Source organism: Streptomyces sp. AgN23, from assembly GCF_001598115.1.
In the GTDB taxonomy this organism is placed as follows: domain Bacteria; phylum Actinomycetota; class Actinomycetes; order Streptomycetales; family Streptomycetaceae; genus Streptomyces; species Streptomyces antimycoticus.
The window spans coordinates 4,640,915-4,659,397 of the sequence record NZ_CP007153.1 but is presented as its reverse complement, the minus strand read 5'-3'; the positions used below and the strand labels follow the sequence as shown (position 1 = coordinate 4,659,397).

Annotated in this window: 15 protein-coding genes, 1 tRNA gene and 1 riboswitch; of the genes, 10 read left to right on the top strand and 6 right to left on the bottom strand. The window is 70.7% G+C overall.

Translation table 11 applies throughout. The features are described from left to right. Positions 1-159 precede the first annotated feature (159 nt). Positions 160-327: riboswitch (cyclic di-AMP (ydaO/yuaA leader) on the top strand. A 7-nt stretch (positions 328-334) separates the two neighbouring features. The 7 genes from AS97_RS19965 to AS97_RS19935 all read left to right on the top strand — a co-directional run bounded on the left by AS97_RS19965 (position 335) and on the right by AS97_RS19935 (position 8,001). Beyond that, the gene (locus AS97_RS19965) at positions 335-1,030 is read left to right on the top strand and encodes a transglycosylase family protein (protein WP_059145172.1); all 696 of its coding nucleotides are present in this window, start codon (positions 335-337) and stop codon (positions 1,028-1,030) included. Positions 1,031-1,257: 227 nt separating this feature from the next. Next, positions 1,258-2,538 carry a phosphopyruvate hydratase gene (gene eno / locus AS97_RS19960; RefSeq protein WP_059145171.1) on the top strand — a complete coding sequence of 427 codons (1,281 nt, stop codon included), beginning with the start codon at positions 1,258-1,260 and terminating at the stop codon, positions 2,536-2,538. A 118-nt stretch (positions 2,539-2,656) separates the two neighbouring features. Then, positions 2,657-3,139 (top strand): septum formation initiator family protein, encoded by a 483-nt coding sequence (locus tag AS97_RS19955; protein WP_059145170.1) that lies wholly within the window; start codon positions 2,657-2,659, stop codon positions 3,137-3,139. 70 nt (positions 3,140-3,209) lie between these two features. Then, positions 3,210-3,758, top strand: coding sequence for a DUF501 domain-containing protein (locus tag AS97_RS19950; protein WP_059145169.1), 549 nt, complete (start codon positions 3,210-3,212; stop codon positions 3,756-3,758). Then, a complete protein-coding gene (locus AS97_RS19945) occupies positions 3,755-4,714 on the top strand; it encodes a Ppx/GppA phosphatase family protein (RefSeq protein WP_210565387.1) in 960 nt (319 codons plus the stop codon). The genes AS97_RS19950 and AS97_RS19945 overlap by 4 nt, the downstream gene beginning before the upstream one ends. Before the next feature lie 395 nt (positions 4,715-5,109). After that, positions 5,110-6,489: an NAD(P)/FAD-dependent oxidoreductase gene (locus tag AS97_RS19940; protein ID WP_059145167.1), complete on the top strand. Its 1,380-nt coding sequence runs from the start codon at positions 5,110-5,112 to the stop codon at positions 6,487-6,489. A gap of 198 nt (positions 6,490-6,687) precedes the next feature. Beyond that, positions 6,688-8,001 (top strand): cyclopropane-fatty-acyl-phospholipid synthase family protein, encoded by a 1,314-nt coding sequence (locus AS97_RS19935; RefSeq protein WP_125760050.1) that lies wholly within the window; start codon positions 6,688-6,690, stop codon positions 7,999-8,001. A gap of 76 nt (positions 8,002-8,077) precedes the next feature. Here AS97_RS19935 and AS97_RS19930 read toward each other — a convergent pair whose 3' ends face one another. Together AS97_RS19930 and AS97_RS19925 are read right to left on the bottom strand one after the other, a co-directional pair. Then, on the bottom strand, positions 8,078-10,621 hold the full coding sequence (locus AS97_RS19930; RefSeq protein WP_059145165.1) for an ABC transporter permease: 2,544 nt from the start codon (positions 10,619-10,621) through the stop codon (positions 8,078-8,080). A gap of 66 nt (positions 10,622-10,687) precedes the next feature. Next, positions 10,688-11,470, bottom strand: a complete 783-nt coding sequence (locus AS97_RS19925) for an ABC transporter ATP-binding protein (protein WP_059145164.1) — start codon at positions 11,468-11,470, stop codon at positions 10,688-10,690. 403 nt (positions 11,471-11,873) lie between these two features. Between AS97_RS19925 and AS97_RS19920 the strand changes: the two genes are divergently transcribed. Then, positions 11,874-11,956: transfer RNA gene (locus AS97_RS19920), tRNA-Leu, on the top strand. A 185-nt stretch (positions 11,957-12,141) separates the two neighbouring features. After that, on the top strand, positions 12,142-13,020 hold the full coding sequence (locus AS97_RS19915) for a Bax inhibitor-1/YccA family protein (protein WP_059145163.1): 879 nt from the start codon (positions 12,142-12,144) through the stop codon (positions 13,018-13,020). Between the two features lie 158 nt (positions 13,021-13,178). Here AS97_RS19915 and AS97_RS19910 read toward each other — a convergent pair whose 3' ends face one another. After that, positions 13,179-13,409, bottom strand: coding sequence for a DUF4287 domain-containing protein (locus AS97_RS19910; protein ID WP_014061257.1), 231 nt, complete (start codon positions 13,407-13,409; stop codon positions 13,179-13,181). A 120-nt stretch (positions 13,410-13,529) separates the two neighbouring features. Between AS97_RS19910 and AS97_RS19905 the strand changes: the two genes are divergently transcribed. Next, complete coding sequence (locus AS97_RS19905) at positions 13,530-13,871, top strand: hypothetical protein (RefSeq protein ID WP_086710659.1); 342 nt, start codon at positions 13,530-13,532, stop codon at positions 13,869-13,871. 65 nt (positions 13,872-13,936) lie between these two features. Here AS97_RS19905 and AS97_RS19900 read toward each other — a convergent pair whose 3' ends face one another. The 3 genes from AS97_RS19900 to AS97_RS19890 form a co-directional block, all read right to left on the bottom strand. Continuing rightward, positions 13,937-14,857, bottom strand: a complete 921-nt coding sequence (locus AS97_RS19900; RefSeq protein ID WP_079059461.1) for a hypothetical protein — start codon at positions 14,855-14,857, stop codon at positions 13,937-13,939. A 300-nt stretch (positions 14,858-15,157) separates the two neighbouring features. Then, positions 15,158-16,378 (bottom strand): acetyl-CoA C-acetyltransferase, encoded by a 1,221-nt coding sequence (locus AS97_RS19895; protein WP_210565386.1) that lies wholly within the window; start codon positions 16,376-16,378, stop codon positions 15,158-15,160. A 945-nt stretch (positions 16,379-17,323) separates the two neighbouring features. Then, the gene (locus AS97_RS19890) at positions 17,324-18,340 is read right to left on the bottom strand and encodes an SGNH/GDSL hydrolase family protein (protein ID WP_059145160.1); all 1,017 of its coding nucleotides are present in this window, start codon (positions 18,338-18,340) and stop codon (positions 17,324-17,326) included. Positions 18,341-18,483 lie beyond the last annotated feature (143 nt).

Genomic DNA, 18,483 nt, shown 5'->3' with positions numbered 1-18,483 from the left:
ACCTGCGCCGATGTGGGCCGGGTGAGATCAATTACAACCCCATTCGCTGCCATTGGGGTGTTTGAACGTTCTCGGGAGGTGTGTTTAACGTCTTTCCGCTCGCCACCGCGAGCACCGTCGATCGTCACGCCGAATCCTGCCGGCGGTCGGGGGGAATCCGACGCGTCAGCGCCGAAGGCAGGAGCGGGGGACCCAAGGTAGGTGCCGAGTGGCCTGTGGACACGGGCTCGTCGGCTAGGGGTGAAGCCGGGAGCGACCATCGCGACCGGCCGGGCAACTCACGTCCGAACCCGACAGCTCACCTCGTAGGCGTCGGTGAGGAAACGAACCAACGATGCTGAAGTCCAACGGGAAGCACCGCCGTCCCTCCAAGGCCACCCGTATCGCCGCGCTCACCGGTCTCGCCGGTGCCGCCGTGGCGGCGCCCCTCATCGGGGCGACCTCCGCCTCCGCGGCCACCAGCTCCCAGTGGGACCAGGTCGCGCAGTGCGAGGCCGGTGGCAACTGGTCGATCAACACCGGCAACGGCTACTACGGCGGCCTGCAGTTCTCGAGCTCCACCTGGGCCGCGTACGGCGGCACCGCCTACGCGCCCACCGCGGACAAGGCCAGCAAGAGCCAGCAGATCCAGATAGCCGAGAAGGTCCTCGGCAGCCAGGGCAAGGGTGCCTGGCCGGTCTGCGGCAAGGGTCTGACCTCCGGCGGCAGCCCGTCCGCCCCCTCCGCCCCCTCCGCGCCCTCCGGTTCGCAGGACCAGCCGTCGGCCTCCACCAAGTCGGCCCCGGCCGCCCAGCCTGCCCAGCCGAAGGCGCAGCCGCACTCCGCGCCCGAGCGCGCCGCGCGTGAGCAGACCCGTGGCCCGATCAAGAAGGGTGACGGCGAGTACAAGGTCAAGTCCGGCGACACCCTCGGCACGATCGCCAAGGAGCACCACGTCAAGGGCGGCTGGAAGAAGCTCTTCAAGCTGAACGACGACATCGTGGAGAAGGCCGACCTGATCTACCCGGGCCAGAAGCTCCACCTCGGCTGAGCCACGGTGAGCACCTGAGAGTCGAGCCCCGGTCGGGCGTGCCGCCCCTATGGCGCGCCCCACCGGGGCTCCCGCATTTCCCGATTGACCAGAAATCTGGATATGTGATGCAGAATATGGCTTTTTATGTCACGCCCCCGTCTCGCGGGGCGGGCGAACGCGGGGTGCAGCCCTCCCGGCCCGTTAGGCTCGTGCTGCTACCGCAGACCCATACGAAGGAGAACCTCGTGCCGTCCATCGACGTCGTCGTAGCTCGCGAGATCCTCGACTCGCGAGGCAACCCCACGGTCGAGGTCGAGGTTGGCCTCGACGACGGCAGCACCGGCCGTGCCGCCGTTCCGTCCGGCGCCTCCACCGGCGCCTTCGAGGCCCTCGAGCTCCGTGACGGCGACAAGAACCGCTACAACGGCAAGGGCGTGGAGAAGGCCGTCCTCGCCGTCATCGAGCAGATCGGCCCCGAGCTGGTCGGCTACGACGCCACCGAGCAGCGCCTGATCGACCAGGCGATGTTCGACCTGGACGCCACCCCGGACAAGTCCTCGCTCGGCGCCAACGCCATCCTCGGTGTCTCCCTCGCGGTCGCGCACGCCGCCTCCGAGGCGTCCGACCTCCCGCTCTTCCGTTACCTCGGCGGGCCGAACGCGCATCTGCTGCCGGTCCCGATGATGAACATCCTCAACGGCGGATCGCACGCCGACTCCAATGTGGACATCCAGGAGTTCATGATCGCGCCGATCGGCGCGGAGTCCTTCTCCGAGGCCGTGCGCTGGGGCGCCGAGGTCTACCACACCCTGAAGTCCGTGCTGAAGGAGCGCGGCCTGTCCACCGGCCTCGGCGACGAGGGCGGCTTCGCGCCGAACCTCGGCTCCAACCGTGAGGCCCTCGACCTGATCCTCGAGGCGATCAAGAAGGCCGGCTACCAGCCGGGCCAGGACATCGCGCTCGCGCTGGACGTCGCCGCCTCCGAGTTCTACAAGGACGGGTCGTACGAGTTCGAGGGCAAGTCCCGCACCGCCGCCGAGATGACCTCGTACTACGCCGAGCTGGTCGACGCGTACCCGCTGGTCTCCATCGAGGACCCGCTGAACGAGGAGGACTGGGACGGCTGGAAGACCATCACCGAGCAGCTCGGCGACAAGGTCCAGCTGGTCGGCGACGACCTCTTCGTCACCAACCCCGAGCGGCTCTCCCGCGGTATCGACAGCGACACCGCCAACGCCCTGCTGGTCAAGGTCAACCAGATCGGCTCGCTGACCGAGACCCTGGACGCCGTCGAGCTGGCCCAGCGCAGCGGCTACAAGTGCATGATGTCGCACCGCTCCGGTGAGACCGAGGACGTCACCATCGCCGACCTGGCCGTCGCCACCAACTGCGGCCAGATCAAGACCGGCGCCCCGGCCCGCTCCGAGCGGGTGGCCAAGTACAACCAGCTGCTGCGCATCGAGGAGATCCTCGACGACGCCGCGGTGTACGCGGGCCGCTCGGCCTTCCCGCGCTTCAAGGGCTGACCTGCGTACGTCCCCACGTAGCAGACACGTCTGACACCCGTCCCCGGCCGCGGTCCCGTACCGTGACCGGGGACGGCGTTACGCGTCACTCAAGCGAAGTCATCTCCGGGGAGGCGACGTGCCGGCGGATCGCGAACGGTTCTCCACCGCGACCAGGCTCAAGGCGCTCGGCGAGCATGCCGCCGCCCGGGTCTACCGGGTGCGGACCAAGCGCCGCCGGGGCCGGCTGACCGGCCGCGCGGCCCTGCTCGCGCTGGTCGTCTGCTCCCTCGTGGTGGCGCTCGCCTACCCGATGCGGCAGTACATCTCCCAGCGCTCCGACATCGCCGAGCAGCGGAGCGAGGCCCAGCGGGCCCGCGAGGACGTGAAGAAGCTGCGGGAGCGGAAGGCCCGGCTGCGCGACCCCGCCTACACCGAGCAACAGGCCCGGGAGCGGCTGCACTTCCTGATGCCGGGGGAGACCGGCTACAGCGTGGTGGACGGCAGCGGCGCCAGCGAGCGCTCCACCGACCAGGGCGCGGCCGGCCGCCCCTGGTACTCCAACCTCTGGGACGCCGTGGACACGGCGGACGCGGCGGGGGCGGGCAGCGCGCGCCGCTGAGGCGCCGCGCTCCGGCCGTCGGTCGCACCCGGTGTTCGAATCGAAACGAAGAAGAAGAACTTTCCCACTCATGGATACGCCCCCGCCCCAGACGGAGCCCACCGCGCCCACCGACGCGGACATTCACGCCGTACGGGAGCAGCTGAGCCGTGTGCCCCGGGGCCTGCGTGCGATCGCGCACCGCTGCCCCTGCGGCAATCCGGACGTCGTGGAGACCGCGCCGCGGCTCGAGGACGGTACGCCCTTCCCCACCCTCTACTACCTGACCTGTCCGCGTGCCGCGTCCGCGATCGGCACGCTGGAGGCCGAGGGCGTGATGAAGGAGATGACGGCCCGGCTGGCCACCGACCCCGAGCTCGCCGCCGCCTACCGCGCCGCCCACGAGGACTACATCGCGCGCCGCGACGCGATCGAGGTGCTCCAGGGCTTCCCCAGCGCGGGCGGGATGCCGGACCGGGTGAAGTGCCTGCACGTCCTGGTCGCCCACGCCCTCGCGGCCGGACCCGGGGTCAATCCGCTCGGGGACGAGGCGCTGGCGATGCTGCCGGAGTGGTGGCGCAAGGGCCCGTGTGTGAGCCCCTGCGGGGCCGAGGACACGGGCCGGGAGGAGAGCGCATGACCCGCGTCGCCGCCGTGGACTGCGGCACCAATTCGATCCGGCTGCTGGTGGCGGACGCCGATCCGGCCACCGGGGAGCTGAGCGAGCTGGACCGCCGGATGAAGATCGTCCGGCTGGGCCAGGGCGTGGACCGTACGGGACGGCTCGCCCCCGAGGCCCTGGAGCGCACCTTCGCCGCCTGCCGCGAGTACGCGGAGGTGATCCGGGAGCTGGGCGCCGAGCGCATCCGCTTCGTGGCCACCTCCGCCTCCCGGGACGCCGAGAACCGCGAGGAGTTCGTGCGCGGGGTCGTGGAGATCCTGGGCGTGGAACCCGAGGTGATCACCGGGGACCAGGAGGCGGAGTTCTCCTTCACCGGGTCCACCAAGGAGCTCATGGGCCGTGATCATGTGGCCGGGCCGTATCTGGTGGTGGACATCGGCGGCGGTTCGACGGAGTTCGTCGAGGGCGGCGAGGGGGTGCGGGCGGCCCGCAGTGTGGACATCGGCTGCGTCCGGCTGACCGAGCGCCATCTGGTGGTCGACGGTGAGATCACCGACCCCCCGACGGAGGATCAGCTCGCCGCCATGAAGGGCGATGTGGACGCGGCGCTGGACCTCGCCGAAGCGACCGTGCCGCTCACCCGCGCCTGCCGTCCCGCGGACGGCCACGCGCTGGTCGGGCTGGCCGGTTCGGTCACCACCGTGGCCGGGATCGCGCTGGGTCTTGAGGAGTACGACCCCTCCGCGATCCATCACTCGCGGATCACCGTCGACCAGGTCCGCGAGATCACCGCGAAGCTGCTCGGCTCCACCCACGCCGAGCGGGCGGAGATTCCGGTGATGCATCCGGGGCGGGTCGATGTGATCGGCGCGGGGGCGGTCATCCTGCTTTCGATCATGGAAAGGACCGGCGCCCAGGAGGTCGTGGTGAGCGAGCATGACATCCTCGACGGCATCGCCTGGAGCATCGCCTGAGCGGGCGGAACAACGTATGAGCGGCCACGGAACCCCCTTCGGGGGCCTTCCGTGAACCGCCTCCGAGAAAGTTCGTGAAACTCTTCACATGAAAAAGGCGCCTGGTGGCCGACCGATGCGGCCCTCCGGGGCGGTTTCGGTGGCCGGGCCCCGTCACTGACCGGATGGTGAGGTGTCAGAGGGGTGTCGCGGGCATCGGTGCGGACCGTCTGGTCTACTCCCGAGTTCAACCACAAGCCCTGCTCAGAGGGGTAGGGAACGTGTCGATCCGCCTCATGGTTCCCCCCTGCGGATATGGCATCCGTCACGGGAGCGGCGGAGTGTAGCAGATACCGCCACCATGCTTGTGAAGGGGCTCACGAGGTCCCCCTCGGGAGGTGCTGGATACTCGAAACATGAGCACCACGGAGCGTCCCAGGATCCTCGTTGTAGGCGGTGGGTACGTAGGCCTGTACGCGGCACGCCGCATCCTCAAGAAGATGCGGTACGGCGAGGCGACCGTCACGGTCGTCGACCCTCGCTCGTACATGACGTACCAGCCCTTCCTCCCCGAAGCTGCGGCCGGCAGCATCTCCCCGCGCCACGTCGTGGTTCCGCTGCGGCGCGTGCTCCCCAAGGCGGAGGTCCTCACCGGCCGAGTGTCGACCATCGACCAGGACCGCAAGGTCGCCGTCATCCAGCCGCTCGTCGGCGAGACGTACGAGCTGCCCTTCGACTACCTGGTCGTCGCCCTCGGCGCGGTCTCCCGCACCTTCCCGATCCCCGGTCTCGCGGAGAACGGCATCGGTATGAAGGGCATAGAGGAGGCCATCGGCCTGCGCAACCACGTCCTCGAGCAGCTCGACAAGGCCGACTCCACCACGGACGAGGAGATCCGCCGCAAGGCGCTCACCTTCGTCTTCGTCGGCGGTGGCTTCGCCGGCGCGGAGACCATCGGCGAGATCGAGGACATGGCCCGTGACGCGGCCAAGTACTACCCGAACGTGAAGCGCGAGGACATGCGCTTCGTCCTCGTCGACGCCGCCGACAAGATCCTCCCGGAGGTCGGCCCGAAGCTCGGCCAGTGGGGTCTGGAGCACCTGCAGAAGCGCGGTGTCGAGGTCTACCTCAAGACCTCGATGGACTCCTGCATCGACGGCCATGTCGTCCTCAAGAACGGCCTCGAGGTCGACTCCAACACCATCGTGTGGACCGCCGGCGTCAAGCCCAACCCGGCGCTGGCCCGCTTCGGCCTCCCGCTCGGCCCGCGCGGCCATGTGGACACCGCCCCGACCCTCCAGGTCCAGGGCACCGACTACGTCTGGGCCGCCGGCGACAACGCCCAGGTCCCGGACCTCGCCGTCGGCGAGGGCGCCTGGTGCCCGCCGAACGCCCAGCACGCGCTGCGCCAGGCCAAGGTCCTCGGTGACAACGTGATCTCCGGTATGCGGGGCTTCCCGCAGCAGGACTACAAGCACGCCAACAAGGGCGCCGTCGCGGGCCTGGGCCTCCACAAGGGCGTCGCGATGATCGTCTTCGGCAAGATGAAGATCAAGCTGAAGGGTCGTCTCGCCTGGTACATGCACCGTGGCTACCACGGCATGGCCATGCCGACCTTCAACCGCAAGATCCGGGTGATCGCCGACTGGACGCTGGGGATGTTCCTCAAGCGCGAGGTCGTCTCGCTCGGCGCCATCGAGAACCCCCGCGAGGAGTTCTACGAGGCCGCCTCCCCGGTCAGCGCCGCCGCCGCGGCCAAGCCGTCGGCACCGGCCGAGAAGGCCAAGGCGTCCTGACCTCCGGGCCGGACCCGCACATCTGACGCCGAGGGCGTCCGCCATCCGTGGGGCGGACGCCCTTTCGTCTGCCCGCCGGCGGCCCGCCTTTTGAAGCTGTTTTGCCAATTCCAGACGTGTCGGCGGGACTGAACGGCGGGTTCCATGGTGTTTACGTGGTGAGTGAATCTTCTTGACTCGCCATCACGGAGGTGTGACATGTCCGACGCCGCTGGGCGGATCGCCACCCTGGCCACGGAGGTGCTGGGAGAGCCGCTCCCGATCCGCGTCCGCGCCTGGGACCACAGCGAGACCGGCCCGCCCGGCGCCCCCACCCTGGTCATCCGCCGCCGCCGCGCGCTGCGCCGGCTGCTGTGGCGGCCGGGCGAGCTGGGCCTGGCCCGCGCCTGGGTCGCCGGAGACCTGGATGTCGAGGGCGATCTGTACGACGCCCTGGAGCGCCTGTCCGGGCTGCTGTGGGAGCGCGGCCCCGCCACCGCGCCGCGGTCCCGGCTCAGCACCGGCATCCAGGCGCTGCGCGACCCCGCGCTGCGCACCGCCGCCCGGAAGCTGATCGCGCTCGCCGGGCCCGGGCTGCCGCCGCCCCCGCCCCGCGAGGAGGCGCGGACCAGCTTCGGCCCGCTGCACTCCCTGCGCCGCGACAAGAAGGCCATCAGCCACCACTACGACGTCGGCAACGACTTCTACGAGCTGGTGCTCGGCCCCTCGATGGTCTACTCCTGCGCCTACTGGGACAGCCCGGATGCGGCGCTCGAGGACGCCCAGCGCGCCAAGCTGGACCTCGTCTGCCGCAAGCTGGCCCTGCGGCCGGGCCAGCGGCTGCTGGACGTGGGGTGCGGCTGGGGCTCGATGGTGCTGCACGCGGCCCGCGAGTACGGGGTGCGCGCCGTCGGCGTCACGCTCTCCGAGGAGCAGGCGGCGTACGCCCGTAAGCGCATCGCGGACGCCGGGCTCACCGACCAGGTGGAGATCCGGGTCCAGGACTACCGCGAGGTCGCGGACGGGCCCTACGACGCCATCTCCTCCATCGGCATGGCCGAGCATGTGGGCTCCGTGCGCTACGCCGAGTACACCGCCATCCTGCACCGGCTGCTGCGGCCCGGCGGGCGGGTGCTGAACCACCAGATCGCCCGGCGCCCCCAGCCGGAGGAAGAGGCGTACCACGTGGACGAGTTCATCGACCGGTATGTCTTCCCCGACGGTGAGCTCGCCCCGGTCGGCCGGACCGTCACCCAGCTGGAGGAGGCGGACTTCGAGGTGCGCGATGTGGAGGCCATCCGTGAGCACTACGCGCTCACGCTGCGCAGCTGGGTCGCCAATCTGGAGCGGTCCTGGAGCCAGGCCGTGCGGCTGACCTCCCCGGGCCGGGCCCGGGTCTGGCGGCTCTACATGGCGGCCTCCGCCCTCTCCTTCGAACGCAACAAGATCGGGGTCAACCAGATCCTCGCCGTCCGCACCCCCGAGAGCGGGACCTCGGGGCTGCCGTTGCGCGCCCGCGACTGGCGCGGGTGAAACGCGGACGTCCCCGCCCGCCCCGCGGAGGGGGCGGACGGGGACGTCCGGTAGCGGTTGGCCGATCGGCTCGCCGCTATTCGGCCTTGATGGCCATCAGCATGTTGAGCTTGGAGGCCCGCCGGGCCGGCCACAGCGCGGCGATCACGCCGACCAGCGCGGCCATCAGCAGGAACAGACTCATCCGGGCCCACGGCAGCACCAGCTCGTAGGTCGGCAGCTCGGACGCGATCAGCTCACCGGCCGCCCAGCCGAAGAAGACGCCCAGGCCGATGCCGAGCACCCCGCCGAAGAGCGAGATGACCAGGGACTCCAGCCGCACCATCCGCTTGATGCCGGGCCGGTCCAGGCCGATCGCCCGCAGCATGCCGATCTCCTTGGACCGCTCGAAGACCGACATCGCCAGGGTGTTGATGACCCCGAGCACCGCGACGATCACGGCCATGCCGAGCAGCCCGTAGAGCATGTTCAGCATCAGGGTGAAGGCCTTGGCGATCTCGTCCGAGAGGTCCTGCTTGTTCTGGATCTTGATCGCGGGGTTGTCGCCGAGCGTCTTCTTCAGCAGGTCCTGGGTGTCCTGCGTGGCGCCGCCCTTGGTCTTCAGCATCACCTGGAAGTCGGCGACGGTCGTCATATGCGGGGTGACCGTGGCGCTGTCGAGCATGACGCCGCGGACCATCTGGTTGCCCTCGTAGACACCGCCCACGGTCAGCCGGCCGTTGCTGCCGTCCTCGTAGGTCACGGGGATGGTGGAGCCGACCTTCCAGTGGTTCTTGTCGGCGATCTTGTCGTCGACGAGGACCTTGGTGCCCCCGAGCGCCCCGAAGGAGCCCTCGGTGAAGTCCACGTTCACCAGTTCCTTGATGGCCTTGGGGTCGACGCCCATCAGGGTGTCGGTGTCACCGGCGACCCGGGCCGGGGAGGAGCGCAGCGGGCTGATCGCGCTGACCTCGGGCACCTTGGCCAGGGTCTTGGCCACCTCCGGCGACAGCGGCCGCGAGCCGTCCCCGCCCATGCTGACCACGTAGTCGGACTTCAGTCCGTCGGCGGCCATGTTGTTGATGCCCTTCTGCATGCTCCCCGCGATCACCGTCATACCGGTGATCAGAGTGAGGCCGACCATCAGGGCGGAGGCGGTGGCGGCGGTACGGCGCGGGTTGCGCACCGCGTTCTGCCGGGCCAGCTTGCCGGGCATCCCGAAGATCCGCAGCACCGGGGAGGCGGCCGCGATCAGCGGCCGGGACAGCAGCGGGGTGAGGACGAAGACGCCGATCACCAGGACGGCCGCGCCGAATGCCATCGGGCCCTGGCCGTCGCTGCCGCCCATGCCCGCACCGGCCACCACCAGGGCGATACCGGCCGCGGCGAGGATCGAGCCGATGGAGTTGCGGACCACCAGACCACGGGTGGTCGGCGCGGCGTGCACGCTGTTCATCGCGGCGACCGGCGGGATCTTGGCGGCGCGGCGGCCGGGCAGCCAGGCGGAGAGCACGGTCACCACGACGCCCACGAGCACCGAGACCAAGACGGTGGTCGGCGCGACGATGAGCGGACCGTCCGGGACGCTGGCCCCGGTGGAGTTGAGCACCGAGCGCAGCAGGGCGCCGATGCCGACACCGGCCGCGAGGCCCACCACGGCCGCGACGGCGCCCACGAAGGTGGCCTCCATCAGCACCGACCGGGTCACCTGACGGCGGGTCGCACCCACCGCGCGCATCAGGGCGAGCTCCTTGGTGCGCTGGGCGACCAGCATGGAGAAGGTGTTGACGATGATGAAGATGCCGACGAAGAGCGCGATCCCGGCGAACACCAGCATCGCGGTCTGCATGCTGCTCATGCCCTCTTCGATCGCCTTGGCCTGGTCCTTGGCGAGCTTCTTGCCGGTGGTGGCCTTGGCCTGCTCGGGCAGGACCTTGTCGAGCGCGGACTTCAGCGTCGCCTGCGAGGTGCCCGCGGCGGCCTTCACGTCGATCTCGTCGAACTGCCCGGGCTTGGCGAACAGCTTCTGGGCGGTGACCGTGTCGTAGAGCGCGAGGGTGCCGCCGGCCGCGACATTGCCGTCGTCGGTGGTGAAGACGCCGACGACCTTCTCGGTGCGCACCGGGCCGTCGACGGAGACCCGGATGGAGTCCCCGGCCTTGTACTTGCCGCGCTCGGCGGTCTTGGAGTCGAGCGCGATCTCACCCGCGGCCTTGGGGGCGCGGCCCTCGGTCATCGTGTACCGGGGGTCCTTGCCGTCGGCCCCCGGGTAGTAGTTGCCACCGCGGTTGGAGAAGCCGCCGCCGAGCAGGTCGCCCTTCTTGTCGGCGAGGGCGGAGTAGCCGTTCACGACCCCGTAGGCGGAGGCGGCGCCGGGCACCTTGGCCGCCTTGTCGAGCACCTGCTGGCTCAGCCGGGGGGCCTCACCGGGGTTCGCGGAGTCGTCGTCCTTCTTGTCCGGGCTGATGGCGACGTCGACGCCCTGGAAGCCCTTCTGGGAGCTCTTCTGGTAGGCGTCGGAGATGGTGTTGGTGAAGACCAGGGTGCCGGCGACGAAGGCCACGCCGAGCATCACGGCGAGCACGGTCATCAGCAACCGGGCCTTGTGCGCAAGCACATTGCGCAGGGCTGTACGGAGCATGAGTGTCAGTCCTGAGGGGTGGGGAGGGGAGTGCGAGGCGGCGTACGGATGTGGGGGCGCCTCGCGTCAGCTCGTACGGCCCTTGGCGTCGAACCGCTTCATACGGTCCAGGACCGAGTCGGCGGTGGGGTTGGGCAGGTCGTCCACGATGCGGCCGTCGGCGAGGAAGACGACGCGGTCGGCGTAGGACGCGGCGACCGGGTCGTGAGTCACCATCACGATCGTCTGGCCCATCTCCCGCACCGAGTTGCGGAGGAAGCCCAGGACCTCGGCGCCGGAGCGGGAGTCCAGGTTTCCGGTCGGCTCGTCGGCGAAGATGATCTCCGGCTGGCCGGCCAGGGCGCGGGCCACCGCCACGCGCTGCTGCTGACCACCCGACAGCTGGTTGGGCCGGTGCTTGAGCCGGCCGGCCAGGCCGACCGTGGCCACGACCCGGTCCAGCCACGCGGAGTCGGCCTTGCGACCGGCGATGTCCATCGGGAGGGTGATGTTCTCCAGCGCGTTCAGCGTCGGCAGCAGGTTGAACGCCTGGAAGATGAAGCCGATCTTGTCGCGGCGCAGCTGGGTGAGCTTCTTGTCCTTGAGCGTGGTCAGTTCGACGTCGCCGATCCGGGCCGAGCCGCTGGAGATCGTGTCGAGACCCGCCATGCAGTGCATCAGCGTCGACTTGCCGGACCCAGAGGGGCCCATGATCGCGGTGAACTCCGCCTGACGGAACTCGACCGAGACCGAGTCCAGGGCGATGACCTGGGTCTCGCCCTCGCCGTAGACCTTGGAGAGATCGGTGGCCCGGGCGGCCGCCGCTGAGGTGCGGTGGGCGGTTTCGACGCCGAAGGGGGTGGTGGTCACGGTGGATGACTCCTGTCGTGCTCTACGGGAGTGGGCGGGACGTCACTCCATGGTTCCGGTTGTGAAGGGGGACGGGATCAGCCCGTGCTCCCGTTCTGCGGGGGGTCTCGCGATGTAGGTGGTGGTGGCGGAGTCCTCCTTGAGGAGGAGAAGACGCCCGGGGCGGGGCGTCGAGATTGCGTCAATCCCCAGTTGATGGCGGTTCAGGGCATATCGGCAGGTCCAATGGCCGTCGGCATCTTCGGGTACCCCGCCCCGCTGCTGATGCACCCTCAGTTGCCAATAAAATAAGACAACCTCGGTCCGAGGATTCACTGTGCGGGGGCATGTCCCCGGATAGGCTCGTGCTGCTCTCTTCCAGGGGAGGGTCGTATGCGCTCCGTACGGCCCAGGGGGAACCGCCGCCCGGATGGTGGAATGCAGACACGGCGAGCTTAAACCTCGCTGCCCCTCGCGGGCGTACCGGTTCAAGTCCGGTTCCGGGCACCTTCAGATCCGGTGGGCGCACTCAGCGTGTGTGGATGGTCGCCCAATGTGCGTGCGCGGGGCCCGCAGGGGCCTCGCGCGGTCTCTCCCTGCGTGAAAAGATCCTCCTTGGGCACTAGGGTGCTTTCTTTGCTTACCTATTACTCTTAAGTCAAGGTCGCGCCCGGCGGCCATGGAGGAGTGAGATGAGGAGCAGCAACCCGGTCTTCTCGCGACGGGGGTTCAGCCGCAGCGGCGGCTACGCCGGTTTCGGCGCGGCGCCGCAGGCCGGGAGCCCCGTCGCCGGTCAGGGCAATCCGTACGCGCAGACACAGGCGCCCACGAACCCCTATGCGGCGGGCGACCAGCAGAATCTGACCCCCGAGCAGCTGCAGCAGCTGTACGGCGCGCCGCCGGCGGGCCCGCTGCAGACCGGCCGGATGACGATGGACGACGTCGTCATGCGCACCGGTATGACGCTCGGCACCGTCATCGTCGCCGCCGCGGCCGCGTGGATCGCGCAGCTTCCGGTGGGCGTGGGCTTCGGCGCCGCGCTCGTGGCGATGGTGCTCGGCCTCGTCCAGTCGTTCAAGCGCACGGCCTCGCCTGCGCTGATCATGGGTTACGCCCTCTTCGAGGGCCTCTTTCTCGGCGTCATCAGCCAGGTGTACAACGAGCGCTGGTCCGGCATCCCGATGCAGGCCGTGCTCGGCACGATGGCCGTGTTCGTCGGTGTGCTCGTCGCGTACAAGACCCGTCTCATCCGGGTGAACGCGCGATTCCAGCGCTTTGTGCTCGCCGCCGCCATCGGCTTCGTGTTGCTGATGGCGGTCAACCTGCTGTTCGCCGCCTTCGGCGGTGGGGACGGCCTCGGCTTCCGCAGCGGTGGCCTCGGCATCGTCTTCGGCCTCGTCGGTGTCGTGCTCGGCGCGGCGTTCCTGGCGATGGACTTCAAGCAGATCGAGGACGGCGTCCGGTACGGCGCTCCGCGCGAGGAGTCCTGGCTGGCGGCGTTCGGGCTGACGCTCTCGCTGGTGTGGATCTACCTGGAGCTGCTCCGGCTGATCTCGATCTTCAGGGACTAGCGCCCGGTGGTGCGGGCCCTGTCCGCACCACCCGCTCGAACCCGCACCACCTGAAAGGGCCCGCGGAGGCGATGACCTCCGCGGGCCCTTCTTCCTGTGCGGCTTAAGCCGCCCGGTTCGGTGGGTCTGTCATACACGCTTCTGCCTCCGGGCAGCGGCTACAGCAGCTTGCGCGCCGCACGCCTCAAGTCGTGTTCATGGATGATGGCCTTCGCGTGGCCGTAAGCGAGCTGGTGCTCGCCGCGCAACCAGCTGACCTTCTCCTCGAAGCGGAAGAAAGCGGGGCCATCGTCGACCGTGCGCAGCCAGTCGGCAACTTCACGGCCCGTGCACTGGGGGATGCGGGAGAGTAGGTTCCGGTGAGTCTCGTCGGAGAAGATTTGGGACATCGGCGCCTCCGGACGCTTCCATGCCGGCCCCCGGGTCCATGGCCCGGGTTTCCTTCAGCTCACCGTGCCTGAGTGTTCGCCTGTTGGCAACAGTCCCTCAGTGGCGCATACGCTCGGAGCGTGGATGATGCGACCTCCCTCCTGACCGCCGTCGACCGGCTCGCCGACCGGCTGCGGGCCCTTCCGCAGTCCCGGCTGCGCGCGGGCGCGGCGGCCGAAGGACTGGCGCTGGCCAGGGAATTGTCGGCGCGTGCACAGCGTCTGGAGGAGCCGGGAACCCCGCCGCGGATCATGCCGGACGCGGGGCTGTTCGCGGTCGCCGACCAGGTCGCGGTGGCCGGACATGACTTGGTGCATGCGCTGGAGCGTGCGCCGGGCGGCTTCGGGGGCGGCCGGGCGGCGCAGGGGGTCACCGAGGCGGTGGCGCTCGTGGTGGAGACGGCCGGGCGCTGCGGGGTCTGAGGGCGCCGGTCGCCGAGGCTTACCGCGGGTTCGTACCGGGGCTTACCGCGGGTTCGTACCGGGGCTCACAGCGAGGCGATGACGCGGTCGGCAAGGACGTACACATTGTCCTCGCCGCAACCGAACGTGAGCGCATACGCACCGGAGACGCCCGAGCCGCCGAGTAGCACCGGGGTGGTGCCCTCGCGCAGCGCGTCCGCCAGCCGCTCGGCCGTCTCCCGGTGCCCAGGGGTCATGCAGATCGTGGTGCCGTCGACGAAGACATAGACATCGAGGGTGCCGAGGGGCCCGGGGCGCACATCGGACAGCGGGGTGCGGGCGTCGGCCAGCTCGGTGATCCGGGTCACCGTACGGTCGTGGTCGGCCACGGGTGACGACGGGGAGAAGTCGGGGTGGGACGGATGGCGCCGGCGGGCCGCCGCGAGCTCGGCCGACTCCCGGGGCTCGGCCGCCGGCTCCGGCTCGACGCCCAGCTCCAGCTCCACTTCGGCCTCGACCTCGGGCTCCTGGTCCCCGGTGGAGTCCAGCGCCTCGGGACCCAGCGCGTCCAGGCCGAGCAGCGGTTCGAGCCCGGCCAGATCGGCCTGGCGGGGCACGAAGAGCTGCGCGTCCTGGACGGAGTCCTCGCCGTACCCGCCGGGCCCGCCCAGCAGCGAGTGGGCGTCGGCCGTTCCGGCGGAGTCCCTGGCCTCCTGGGCGGCCCAGAAGGCCCGCGCCTCGGCCAGCTCGCGCTCCCGCTCCTCGGCGAGCGCCTCGGCGACGGCCGCGCGTATCTCGGCGGCTGGGGTGGCGCGGGGGGCGGGCACCGTCGCGCCGTTCTCCTCGCCGCCCCTGGCCGCCTGGGCGCCGACGGCGACGGTGGCCGCGAGCTCGGCGCGCAGCTCACAGATCTGCCGGCGCATACCGCGGGCGGTGTGCAGGGCGGCCGCCCCTACGGCCGTGGCGGTCACCGCGGCCAGGAGGAGGGCAAGAGTCGTGGGGCTCACTGACGTACTCCCGGTTGGCTGTTGATCCCCCGAATTCCTACCTCAGCTTGAGGCTTATCGCCTCTCGACGTCAGTGCATACCATCACCAAATGGACGGAATTCGGTACCGGACGGGCCTTTGGTCACCCGTGCTGAGCTGGGCAGACGGCTCTCCCCCAGGACCTTTGTCACATCCTGGGGGAGATTCGGTCACGGCTCGATCGAACCCAGTGTCCCAGGCGCGGGGCGGCTCGGCGCCTCGGTCCGGTCCGGATCGGTCCAGCGGCTCGGCCGGGCTCGGTCGCCCGGCTCAGCCCGGCTCAGCTCAGGCGCTCGATGACCATCGCCATGCCCTGGCCGCCGCCGACGCACATGGTCTCCAGGCCGAACTGCTTGTCGTGGAACTGCAGCGAATTGATCAGCGTGCCGGTGATCCGGGCGCCGGTCATGCCGAAGGGGTGGCCCACGGCGATGGCGCCGCCGTTGACGTTGAGCCGGTCCAGGTCGATGCCCAGATCGCGGTAGGACGGGATGACCTGCGCGGCGAACGCCTCGTTGATCTCCACCAGGTCGATGTCGCCGATCGACATCCCGGCGCGAGCCAGCGCCTGCTTGGACGCCTCGACCGGTCCGTACCCCATGATCTCGGGGGAGAGGCCGGAGACGCCGGTCGACACGATCCGGGCCAGCGGGGTCACGCCCAGCTCCCGCGCCTTGGTGTCGGACATGATCACCAGCGCCGCGGCGCCGTCGTTGAGCGGGCAGCAGTTGCCCGCGGTGATCCGGCCGTCGGGGCGGAAGACCGGCTTCAGGCCCTGCACGGCCTCCAGGGTGGTGCCCGCGCGGGGGCCGTCGTCCTGGCTGACGACCGTGCCGTCGGGGGTGGTCACCGGGGTGATCTCACGCTCCCAGAAGCCCTTCTGAATGGCTTCCTCGGCGAGGTTCTGGGACCGGACGCCGAACTCGTCCATGTCCTCGCGGGTGACGCCCTTGAGCCGGGCCAGGTTCTCGGCCGTCTGGCCCATCGCGATGTACGGGTCGGGCAGCAGGCCGTCCTCGCGAGGGTCGTGCCAGTCGGAGCCCCCCTGCTCGGCGCGCGTGGCCGTACGGGCCTCGGCCTCCTCGAACAGCGGGTTGTGGGTGTCCGGCAGCCCGTCCGAGGTGCCCTTCTTCGACCGCGAGACCATCTCGACGCCCGCCGAGATGAAGACGTCGCCCTCGCCCGCCTTGATGGCGTGCAGGGCCATGCGCGAGGTCTGGAGGGAGGAGGAGCAGTAGCGGGTGATCGTACAGCCGGGGAGGTGGTCCATCCCCATCTGCACGGCCACGATCCGCCCCAGGTTGTGCCCCTGCTCACCGCCCGGGAGTCCGCAGCCGAGCATCAGGTCGTCGATCTCGCGCGGATCGAGCTCGGGGACCTTGGCGAGCGCGGCCTGGATGATCTCGGCGGTGAGGTCGTCCGGGCGCAGATCTTTGAGCGATCCCTTGAAGGCGCGGCCGATGGGAGAACGGGCTGCAGAGACGATCACTGCTTCGGGCATCACGGCTCCATGGGGGCGGGGGTGAGGGTTGGGGCTCTGAGGGAAGTTACCTGCACGTATCGGCGGGGTCACGGGGTGCGGGCTGTGACGCGGAACTCTTTTTTCCAAGCGTACGCTCAGTGACCCCGGGTTCGCCCCGCTTACGGCGCCCTTCCCCCGCGCTCTACGGGCCCCCGACAGCCCCCTGGGCGCCGCGCCAGGCCCCCGGGCCCCGAACGCGGGCCGGGCGCCCGCTCCCCGGGCGACCGGATGACCGGACGGTCCCGGCGTCCCGCCCCTCCCGACTAGTACTTGATCCGATGCAACTAATCCATCAAGCGCTTTCCAGAGGGGTACCCCCCGGGCCACGGAAGCCGCCACCGCCCCGGCGGCAGGTCCGGCCCGCCACGGCCCGCTGTCCGGCGTCGGCCTCGGGCTCCGGTAGCGGGAGCCGCCATGGGCCCTCGCCCCTTCCGACCCGGCGGTCGGCGGTGAGGGCTCGGCTGGGCACTTGCGGCGCCGCTGCTCAATTGCGCCGAAGGCGCGAGACGAGACCCGGGCCCGGCCGGGCAGATCGGCCCGTCCTGGAGGGTTATGGCGGCCGGGCGCGGCCGCAGGGGCTGCTACCGGCCCGGCGGGCCTCCGGGCCTTCGGGCTCCGGGCCTTCGGGCTCCGGGCCTCCGGGCCTCCGGGCCTTCGGGCTCCGGGCCTCCGGGCCTCCGGGCCTCGGGCTCCGGGCCTCGGGCCTCGGGCCTCGGGCCACGGCCCCCGGGCCTCGGGCCACGGGCCTCCGGGCCCACGGGCCTCCGGGCCCACGGGCCTCCGGGCCCACGGGCCTCCGGGCCCACGGGCCTCCGGGCTTCCGGGCCCCGGGCCCCCGGCCCGCAGGCCCGGTGGGCTGGGCCCGCAGGCCCGACTGGAGCGGGGGCCACGGCCCGGGGCCACGGCACACGGCCCCGGCCGGGGTCAGCAGCCCGATGGGGACGAGGTGTCGGTGGAGCCGGACACGGCCGCCGGTTCCTTCGTCGCGGGCCGATGACGCCGCGACAGCCGAGCCCAGGGCCCCCGAGCCGCCGTGACCTCGGTGCCACCCTCCGCGGCCGCCTCGGCCGCCGCCGTGGCGACCGGCAGGATGCCCTCGTCGAGCGTCTCCGGCGCCTCCTCGGGCCACAGGCCCAGCGAGTCGCACAGGGTCGGCAGAACGGCCATCGAGGCCGTCGCGTACCCCTCCGCCGAGGGGTGGAAGTTGTCCGGGCCGAACAGCTCGCGCGGATTGGCCGCGAACTCGGGTCCCAGCAGATCGCCCAGCGAGACCGTACGCCCGCCCTGCTCCACCACCCCGATCGTCTGCGCGGCGGCCAGCTGTCGGCTCAGCCGCCGCGCGACCCAGCGCAGCGGCTGATAGACAGGCTCGATCGTGCCGAGGTCGGGACAGGTGCCCACCACCACCTCGCAGCCGCTCTCGCGCAGCCTGCGCACCGCGTCGGACAGCAGCCGCACCGACTTGGCGGGCGGCATCCGGCGGGTCACGTCATTGGCGCCGATCATGATCACGCACACATCGGGAAGCAGCTCCGCATCCTCCAGCACCAGCGTGACCTGGCGCTCCAGATCGCTGGACTGCGCCCCCGGCAGTGCTACGTTCCGCAGGTCCACCGGGCGCTCGGCGACCGCCGCGAGCCCCGAGGCGAGCAGCGCGCCCGGTGTCTGACTAGGGCGGTGGACGCCCTGTCCGGCGGCCGTGGAGTCGCCGAGAAAGGCCAGCCGCAGTGGGGGCTGGCCGGTCCTGCGGGCGAAGGCGAAGCCATATCGGCCGTCCGCGCGCGGCGGAGCATCGTCCGACCCGCCCACGACCCGCTTCGCATGGGACACCTCAGTGAGCAACAACACGGCGGTCACCCCACCCAGCAGCCCGATCCCGCCGCCCCCGTACGCCGCCGCGGCCGCGATCCGCCGCGCCACCCTCGCCCTCGACATCGACATGGGTCCAGCCCACCTCCGTCCGCACGCGTACGCGCTTCCTTCTCCTTTGTACGCCTCGCTAACAACTTGTTGCCCCGCACAGCCTTCCTCCCAACGCACGGGTCGCAGGGCGGGGGCGCGCAATAAGCTGACAGCACGGCGCC